Annotated in this window: 10 protein-coding genes and 1 riboswitch; of the genes, 4 read left to right on the top strand and 6 right to left on the bottom strand. The window is 40.0% G+C overall.

Features of this window, described 5'->3' with window-relative positions:
• Window positions 1-147: 147 nt before the first annotated feature.
• From thiT to FFM66_RS07060, 3 genes are all read right to left on the bottom strand, one after another.
• Entirely contained in the window at window positions 148-729 is a 582-nt protein-coding gene (gene thiT / locus FFM66_RS07070) for an energy-coupled thiamine transporter ThiT (RefSeq protein ID WP_137605447.1), read from the bottom strand.
• Window positions 730-788: 59 nt separating this feature from the next.
• A riboswitch (TPP riboswitch) is annotated at window positions 789-890 on the bottom strand.
• A gap of 198 nt (window positions 891-1,088) precedes the next feature.
• The gene (locus tag FFM66_RS07065; protein WP_137605446.1) at window positions 1,089-1,385 is read right to left on the bottom strand and encodes a rhodanese-like domain-containing protein; all 297 of its coding nucleotides are present in this window, start codon (window positions 1,383-1,385) and stop codon (window positions 1,089-1,091) included.
• A complete protein-coding gene (locus FFM66_RS07060) occupies window positions 1,360-3,075 on the bottom strand; it encodes an FAD-dependent oxidoreductase (protein ID WP_281276027.1) in 1,716 nt (571 codons plus the stop codon). The genes FFM66_RS07065 and FFM66_RS07060 overlap by 26 nt, the downstream gene beginning before the upstream one ends.
• Window positions 3,076-3,353: 278 nt before the next feature.
• Between FFM66_RS07060 and FFM66_RS07055 the strand changes: the two genes are divergently transcribed.
• Window positions 3,354-3,623: a metal-sensitive transcriptional regulator gene (locus tag FFM66_RS07055; protein WP_048604563.1), complete on the top strand. Its 270-nt coding sequence runs from the start codon at window positions 3,354-3,356 to the stop codon at window positions 3,621-3,623.
• A 14-nt stretch (window positions 3,624-3,637) separates the two neighbouring features.
• A complete protein-coding gene (locus tag FFM66_RS07050) occupies window positions 3,638-3,952 on the top strand; it encodes a DsrE family protein (RefSeq protein ID WP_137605444.1) in 315 nt (104 codons plus the stop codon).
• A 95-nt stretch (window positions 3,953-4,047) separates the two neighbouring features.
• Here the strand turns inward: FFM66_RS07050 and FFM66_RS07045 are convergent, their stop codons facing one another.
• Window positions 4,048-4,950 carry a helix-turn-helix domain-containing protein gene (locus tag FFM66_RS07045; RefSeq protein WP_171000815.1) on the bottom strand — a complete coding sequence of 301 codons (903 nt, stop codon included), beginning with the start codon at window positions 4,948-4,950 and terminating at the stop codon, window positions 4,048-4,050.
• Between the two features lie 93 nt (window positions 4,951-5,043).
• Here FFM66_RS07045 and FFM66_RS07040 point away from each other — a divergent pair, with 93 nt between their 5' ends.
• Window positions 5,044-6,279 (top strand): S41 family peptidase, encoded by a 1,236-nt coding sequence (locus tag FFM66_RS07040; protein WP_137605442.1) that lies wholly within the window; start codon window positions 5,044-5,046, stop codon window positions 6,277-6,279.
• 323 nt (window positions 6,280-6,602) lie between these two features.
• Here FFM66_RS07040 and ispE read toward each other — a convergent pair whose 3' ends face one another.
• Window positions 6,603-7,454 (bottom strand): 4-(cytidine 5'-diphospho)-2-C-methyl-D-erythritol kinase, encoded by an 852-nt coding sequence (gene ispE / locus FFM66_RS07035; RefSeq protein ID WP_048604573.1) that lies wholly within the window; start codon window positions 7,452-7,454, stop codon window positions 6,603-6,605.
• Window positions 7,455-7,623: 169 nt separating this feature from the next.
• Between ispE and FFM66_RS07030 the strand changes: the two genes are divergently transcribed.
• Complete coding sequence (locus FFM66_RS07030) at window positions 7,624-8,040, top strand: Hsp20/alpha crystallin family protein (protein WP_137605441.1); 417 nt, start codon at window positions 7,624-7,626, stop codon at window positions 8,038-8,040.
• 97 nt (window positions 8,041-8,137) lie between these two features.
• Here FFM66_RS07030 and FFM66_RS07025 read toward each other — a convergent pair.
• Window positions 8,138-8,403 (bottom strand): LPXTG cell wall anchor domain-containing protein (locus FFM66_RS07025; RefSeq protein ID WP_137605440.1); only part of this gene is annotated, 266 nt, incomplete at its 5' end.

Below are 8,403 nucleotides of genomic sequence, written 5' to 3'. Positions count from 1 at the left end.
TCAAATAGCTCTCTACCAGTTCTACTCGTTTTTCTGGAGTGAGTTTCATCTTTCTTTGTGGCATACAAAATCCCCCCTATACAGGACTTTTATATTTCAGTGTCCTATATAGGGGGAGCATATCAAGTCAATTGAAGAAACGTTTTTTTAGTTTGAGGAAAGAGAATTTGTCGCTTTTGGCGTAAATAATTGTGGCGCAAGAGTGTAACTGAGAACAACGACAACAGCTGTGGTCACTGCTGTTGCCAAACCAGAAGCACTGTTCATGACCAGCGAATACAGCCACGGTTTCATTCCCCACTGAGCGTAGGAACCCCAAAAGACCCAACCGGCAACAAAATGCCAGAAATAACGTGCCAAAGCGCCCGCAAAGGCTCCTTGAATCAAAGTAAGCTTTATTTTATTGCTATTGTCTTTGCCAATTTCCCGTTTTAATTTCACCGCATACAATCCCGCCAAACCAGCAAAGGTAAAGGCGATAGGGTATTCGATCAATACTTGGATTACGCTGAGGTACCAAACCTTCCCCATCGGAAAATGCAATAGCCCCCAAATCGCTCCTGCCGCCAACCCCGGTTTCCAGCCTCGGCGCAGGGCAAAAATTGTCAAGGGAATCTGCCCCAACGAAATAGAAAAACTAGCACCGATATCCAGTGGAATCAGCGACAATACCATCGCCAAAGCGGCAATAATCGTTCCTTCCACCCATATTCTGATTGATTTATTCATAACAAAAAAACTCCTCCTTTTAGAACCGTCACAATTCACAAAGGAGAAGCATCATCTACTTCTATCTCCGTCACAATTCCTACGTTCGAATGATCGAAACAGGTACGAAGGGTTTAGAGTTTCCTCAATCTCAGCCCAAATGGACTCCCCTTTGCGAGCGCGTTCTATTTAATTTTTTGGTACGTGTCAAGAATACCATATTTTAAAAAAATTGAAAGAGATTTGTTTGGAAAGTCCGATTAAATTGTTTCATGTGAAACTTTTTTAGGTTACTAATAAATGACGACGAACAATCGGTTATTTTGGTTGCTAATCGCCACTTTTTTTCGGCTTATCTCGTTGGTTTTATCGTTTTCTAATTATTCCAACCCACCTAGCCAAGCGGAGGTGCCACCCATCACATTCACCACACGATAGCCTTTTGCCGCTAAAAAGTTACAGGCCATTGTCGATCGTGAGCCGCTTTGACAAATGATGTAATATTCATTGTCCGTGTCTAATTTTCCATAGGCTGATCCTAATTCACTCAAAGGAAAATTGACGGCTTGTGGTACATGTCCAAAGCGATACTCATGGGTTTCTCGAATATCGATGATTGCTAAAGACTGACGTTTTGTTTTTTGATAAAATTCAGGCATTCCGATTGAACGATACATTTTCAACTTCCTCCGGTCTGATTATATGATATAAGGCAAAGCCGCCGTCCAAACTTTTGGCACGAAACCCCGCCTGCTTTAATATTCTTTCTGCTAAATAACTGCGCATCCCGCTATGACAACTGACAATATATTCTTTGGCAGGATCTAGTTCCGACAATCGGCAGCGTAACTCATGTAACGGAATGTTGTAGGAATGCTTGAATCGCCCATTTTGCCATTCTTCTTTCGTTCTCACATCCAACAAAATTTTGCCCTCTGCTACTTCTTGCGTAAGCTCGTGCCATTGCAGCGATTCGCTGATGCCTTCTGCTAGATTCAAAGCGGCATAGCCCAACATATTTACCGGATCTTTTGCTGAACCAAAGGGCGGCGCATAAGTAAATTCTAATTCCGGCAGCATATCAATCGTCATTCCACCTTTGATGGCAGTAGCTAAACTGTCAATTCGCTTGTCCACTCCTTTTTCTCCCACACCTTGAGCGCCATAGATTTCTCCGGTCGTGGCGTTGAACACCAATTTCAATAAAATATCTGTTGCCTCTGGATAATAACTTGCATGATCTTTGCCGGAAACATGAATAACAGAGACATCAAAGCCTGCTTGTTTTGCGCTGCATTCACTCAACCCAGTTGAGGCTGCCGATAAATTGAAGGTACGAACAATGGCAGTTCCGATACTTCCTTGATTTTTTCGAGGAAGCCCAGCAATGATATCCGCCACCTGACGACCTTGGCGATTCGCTGGAGAAGCCAAGGAAATCAACGCATCTTCGCCAGTGATTTGCTGTTTGACCACAATAGCATCCCCCACCGCGTAAACGTCTTGGGCGCTGGTCTGGTAGTGCTCGTCTACAACAACTCCATCATGAAATCCAATTTCTAGTCCAGCTTGCTCTGCTAATTGATTTTCCGGTCGAACACCGACAGACAAAATCGTAAGATCAGAGGAAAGAACTTGTCCATCTTCTAGAATAATTTTTTTACCAGCCTCTTCAAAGGCTGTCACCGCTTGAGATGTAATGACACGAACATCATTTTGCTGCAATTCATTTTTGACAAAGGCTGCCATCTCTTCATCCAAGGTTGATAAAACAAAGGGTGCTGACTCAACAATCGTGACTTTTAAACCGCGTTTTTGTAAACTTTCTGCCATTTCCAAACCAATAAATCCAGCGCCAATCACCACAGCATTTTCCGTTGTTTCGGTGATTCCTGCCATGATTTTATCTAGATCCGGAATACTCCGCAACGTATGGACATTCGAGGCTTCCGACAACCCTTTAATTGGTGGGATAAAAGGTTTTGCCCCTGGGGATAAAATTAATTTATCATAGGATTCGACCTTTGTACCTGCTTCACTTTTGACAGTAACTGTATGTTCTTCTGGTGAAATGACGGTTACCTCATGATTCGGTCGAACATCCAAATTAAAACGCGCCTGTAAAGTTTCCGGCGTTTGAATCAGCAATTCATTTCTTTCCGCAATTTCACCGGACACATGATAAGGCAACCCGCAGTTGGCAAAAGACACATAAGGTCCCTTATCCAAAACAATAATCTCCGCATCTTCCATCAAGCGGCGCAACCGAGTCGCAGCCGACATCCCACCGGCGACACCACCGACAATGATAATTTTCATCTCTGTTTCCTCCTTGTTTGTTCGAGTTTTTTTAAAAAGATTGACAATAAATATACCGCTAGTGGTATAAATAAATCGGTATCCCACAAGAAAAAGAACGCAATTAGACTGTTTTATTTGTAAATTAAAAATAAAATAAATTTTTTTTGATAAGGAAATAAAAGCAAATTCTTTTTAAGTCGTATACCTGGTAGGGTATATTTAAACTTAATAAATGGGCTTTGTCAACTCTCCCAATCGAAAAAAAATTTTAATCAAGTCAAAACATTGACGGATATACCCTCGATAGGTATAATTCAATTAACTAATTTTGAAGGAGCGAGACGATGGCGACAACGACCGAAGAACAAAAAAAAATCATCAATCGTTTGCGACGAACAGAAGGACAAATTCGCGGCATTCAAAAGATGATGGAAGAGGAAAAAGAGTGTATCGATGTCATTACCCAGTTAAGCGCGGTTCGTTCCAGCATTGATCGGGTTATGGGCATGATCGTGGCAGACAATCTAAAAAACTGTTTCGAAAATCCTGAAAAGGATCCAAAAGAACAAGCGGAAAAATTAGAACAAGCCATTAACATGATTATTAAAAAATAACGAGGTGGAACCCTATGAAAGTTGTTTTCCATATCGATGAATTAGAAAAGTGGAGCGAAACATCAAAAAATGTAAAAAATTTACTGAAAGCATCTTCAGACATTACCATTGTAGTCTTGGTCAACGGCATCGCCATCAAAGGATATTTAGAGAACAAAAACCTTCCTTTTATTCAAACTAACGGTGTGCAATTTCACGCCTGTAACAACGCCATGAAAGCAAATAAAATCAGCAAGGACGACTTGCCTGAAAACGTGGTCGTCGTCCCTGCTGGGGTTCTAGATTTGGTTGAGCTGCAAAGTGTCGGGTATGGGTATGTGAAGGCTTGAGGGGGAATTTATTAACTCACTGTAACTTGACAATTATTATATATCGCTTATTTAGCGATATATAATTAACCTCAGACTGCTCTTATAACATACTCCTACACCTGAAACAACTCCACCATTGTAACCAACTCCACAAAATCCGGGTAGCCATTCCAGCGTTTTCGACGCCCCCGCAAGGTTTTAGCCAGCTCATTTTGCTTTAAAATTCGGCATAATGACAAAGCAGTATCAAATTTCTGATTACACTGTTTTTCATCACCCATAATTTTTGCTAGGATACCTTGATGGAAAATCACTAAAATCTGCCCCATCACAGAATCGTTATTTTTAGATTCCTTTTCAACAATTTCTTGTATCTTTTCTGCCAAAGTAATCTCTCTGTGATAAACATAGTAGGAAAAAAGACTCAGTAAGAACCGAAAATAGACACTTTTTTGCGGATAAGTTTTAATTTTTCTTAAAATTGTTTGGGATTGAATACGAACACTCTCAACAGAAAGCAGAGGGAACAACTGCAAATAATCGTTAATTTCTATTAAAGTCCACTCTTGAATCTGAAAAAAATAGCGTTCCAAATACATTTGACCATAAAAAGATTTACCAGTCTCATCTTTCGGCGATTGCTCTTGATTCAGCCATAACACTCCCTGAATCAAATAATAGGAATGGTGTTGCCAATCATCCTCAAATTGACTGGCCTGTTTCAATTCTTCAGCCATCTCCTGCAGCCTTGAAAATTGAAAGGTATTTGTTAGTTGTCGGATTGTTCGTTGGATCACTGTTTTCTGGGCATTTTCTTCTTTTTCCATCAACGCTTGAAACTCCCCGGCAGAAATATTGACCGCTGCCAGACATTTAAAAAATTGATCTGCTGTCAGCATGCTTTTCCCATTCTCAAATCGTGAAAGCTGGCTTTCTGAAATAGCAGTTCCACTGACTTGCCGAAGAGTTAGACCCTTTTGTATTCGTACTTGTTTAAATGTTTTTCCAAAATCCATTCTCATACTCCTTGCATTTATGCAATAAATTCGATTATTTTATTATATCTTTTCTATACTTAAAATACTAAAAAAAAGAAAAGAGTAGTGATTATGGTACAAAATTATATAGATTATGCAAAGGAGATTATTTCCTTAACTCATGTGGATTACGCCGGTTTTCAGCGACAATCGTTGCCAAATGCGGGACGCTATTTAAAAAAAATAGAAAAATGCGCTACGTATAAAGAATTCTTTTATGAAACAGAAAAATTTTTACTCAGTTTTCAAGATCGTCATTTGGCAATAAAAGATCACACACAGCAAATTTGGGAGAATAATTTTCTTGTTCGCCGGTTTGAAAATTCTCTTTATGTTACAGCTTGTGGAAAAAATTCTCCTCTGCCAATTGGAAGTGAACTCGTTGCCATTGATGGCAAATCCATTTCACAGATTTCTCATTCTTTTCAAGACCTGCTTGATCCAATTCATGAGCGTCAAGACTTTCGCTTCATTCTAAATTACGCACAGGAAGTAACAGTGAGGAATGGCTCTTCCTATCAACTGGTAAAAGAAGTTCATCCCTTTTCCTACAACCCAGAATTTATCTATAAAAAAATATCTAACACGTGCAGTTATCTAAAATTAACTGATTTTGCAGATGATTCAGCAATCATCGAGTTACTTGAAAAAAATACAACTGACTTATCAAGCATTCCTCACTTGATTATTGATGTACGAATTAATCTTGGTGGATCGGATATAAATTATTTTCCGCTGTTGCCTTATCTTTTCACTAAAAATCGATCCATTAGCCAGTTAGTTGCACCGTCAGATTTTCTTTTTTTCAATGTAACCCAACGTTCCTATGATTTGCGAAAGGAGCTGTTTACAAACGAAGTCAGAGAACAACTACCTGAAACCTTCCATCCATTTCTGAAAAAAGAACAGATTTTTTGGGAGCACCATCGGGGAATGGGAATGGTTCCCCGATTCAACGATTTTGATTATTCTTTTGAAGGAAAGTCCTATCCAAAAAAAATCGTGATTTTAACAGATGTCTCTTGCGGCTCTTCCGGAGATCAATTTGTAGAAACATGTAAACGGTCAGGGAAAGTGACTATCATCGGCCGCAATACATTAGGAGCTAATGATTATGCAAATTGTGTAGAGCAAAGCTATCCAGAATTTACGATTATGTATCCTACAAGTAAACATTCACGAGTGGATCGGGGAGCCGGTCTTCTGGGTAAAGGTGTGGTACCGGATATTCGTATTCCTTTCACGCGGGAACATTTAGTAAAAGATGTTGATTTAGCTTTTGCACTAGATTATTTAACAGAAAAATAGCCTAAACTAATTTTCTATAAACTAGTTTAGACCAACATAGTTTGTTTTAAAAAATGGATATCGGTATCTCTGTACTGAGCAATCTGAAACTGATAATAAAGGAACGAGCTGAGAAAAAATAAAATGAGAATCAAAAGTTCTTAATAAATCTCTGTTTCTCATTTTGTTTTCTAGATTATTTGGAATCTCCATTTGATAGGCAGGTAGGCACATCAGATTTACAATATATTATGGCTCTATACTTTTTGATATTGGTGAATCTCATCAGCATCAAAAAGTATAGAGCCATAATGGTTTTTTGTGAACTTATATCAAGCTCTTTTTTACTTTAGCGTTCGTACCAGATACACTTCATCGCAGAATCCTTTAAGCGCATTGTACACTCGTTGTGCCCGAGAATGCTGACGGCACAAAGCGAAAACGGTCGGTCCGCTGCCGCTCATCAATGCCACATCTGCCCCGTATTTCATCATACGATCCTTGATTTTTTGAATCACCGGGTGCCGCTGAATTGTGACATCCTCCAACGCATTGCCCATATATCGAATCATCTGCTGGTAGTCATTGTTGCGGATGGCTTCTGTCAGCTTAGGAATATCCGGATGATGGATTTTATCTACATCTACCTCGGGAAAAATCGTGCGGGTAGACACACTCACACGGGGTTTCACCAAAACGACCCAGCATTGAGGCATGGGATCAATTCCTGTTACGATTTCCCCCTTGCCGGCAACAACAGAGGTTCTGCCGTAAAGACAATAAGGAACATCCGTCCCAACTTCCATCCCCAGCTCAATCAATTCCTGATCCGAAAGGGCTAAATTCCATAAGCGGTTCATGCCTCGCAGAGCTGCTGCTGTATCGGAACTGCCTCCGCCCAAACCAGCCGCCACAGGAATTTGTTTTTTAATGGAAATTTTGATTCCCTTATTAATGCCATAGCGTTTTTTAACTAAGACCGCCGCCTGGTAGACATTGTTTCGCTGATCCACAGGTAAAAATGCTTTGTTGGTCTCTACAATAATTTGGTCATTCGGCAATTCTTCCATCGTCAGCCGATCTGCCAAATCAACGCTGGACATCACCATTGCCAACTCGTGGTACCCATCTGGTCGTTTGAACAAAACATCCAGTCCCAGATTGATCTTTGCCGGTGCTTTTTCGATTATCTCCATTTTCTCACCTACTCATCTGAAAAGAGTCGTTGTGTATTCTATCATAGCAGAAAGTAAAAGTATAGAAAGACTCTTGCATTTTTACCGAAAAAACAATCGTTTGATTTGCTAAAAACGGCGCTTTCATTCTACAATTATACTAGAAAAAAAAAGAAAGTGGGGATATCTAATGGCAAACTTGATTCCAAGAGATTTAAAAGATTTAGGCAACGCAGAGGATTTGTTCGGAAAGCTGATGAATAATTTCTGGCAGGAACGGCAGATTTCCACGGACATCAAAGAATATGACGACCATTATATCATGAAGGCCGACTTGCCGGGAGTTGAAAAAACAGACATCAAAGTCAGCTATGTCAACGATATTTTATCCATCACCGCTACTCAATCTTCTGAAAAAGAAGAAAAAGATGATGCCGGTCGCTATTTGCGTCGCGAACGTTCCAGCAGCTCCTACCAACGCAGCTTCACTATGCAAGGCATCGACGACGAAAACATCAAAGCCAAATTCGATAATGGCGTACTGACCCTGAACCTGCCAAAAGCCGGTTATAAAGATGCACCGGGGAATAATATAACTATTGAATAAAAAAATCCTTCACAAATTTTTCCGGTTTGTGAAGGATTTTTTTTATTAGAACAGGTTCTTTTTCTCTTATTGAGCTAAAAATAAATTTTTCTTGATTTTATTCCGCACGTTTCTTCCATACGACAGCGGCACCTATGAATAATAGAATTCCCAAACCAACAATCACCAGATTCAATCGATTTTCTTCGCTTGTTTTCGGCAAATTTTTCGATTGGTTATTGCTGGTCTTGATTGTAGTGGTTATTGCTGGTTTCTTGGTTCCAGTTCCGCTGGTTGTTGTACTTGTTCCCGGGGTAGTACCTGAATCTGTACTTGGTTCTGTACTTGGTTCTGTACTTGGTTCTGTACTTGGTTCTGTACTTG

It is taken from the genome of Enterococcus songbeiensis, assembly GCF_005405265.1.
GTDB lineage: Bacteria > Bacillota > Bacilli > Lactobacillales > Enterococcaceae > Enterococcus_C > Enterococcus_C songbeiensis.
The sequence above is the reverse complement of the archived record's forward strand: the minus strand, read 5'-3'. Positions and strand labels throughout refer to the sequence as shown.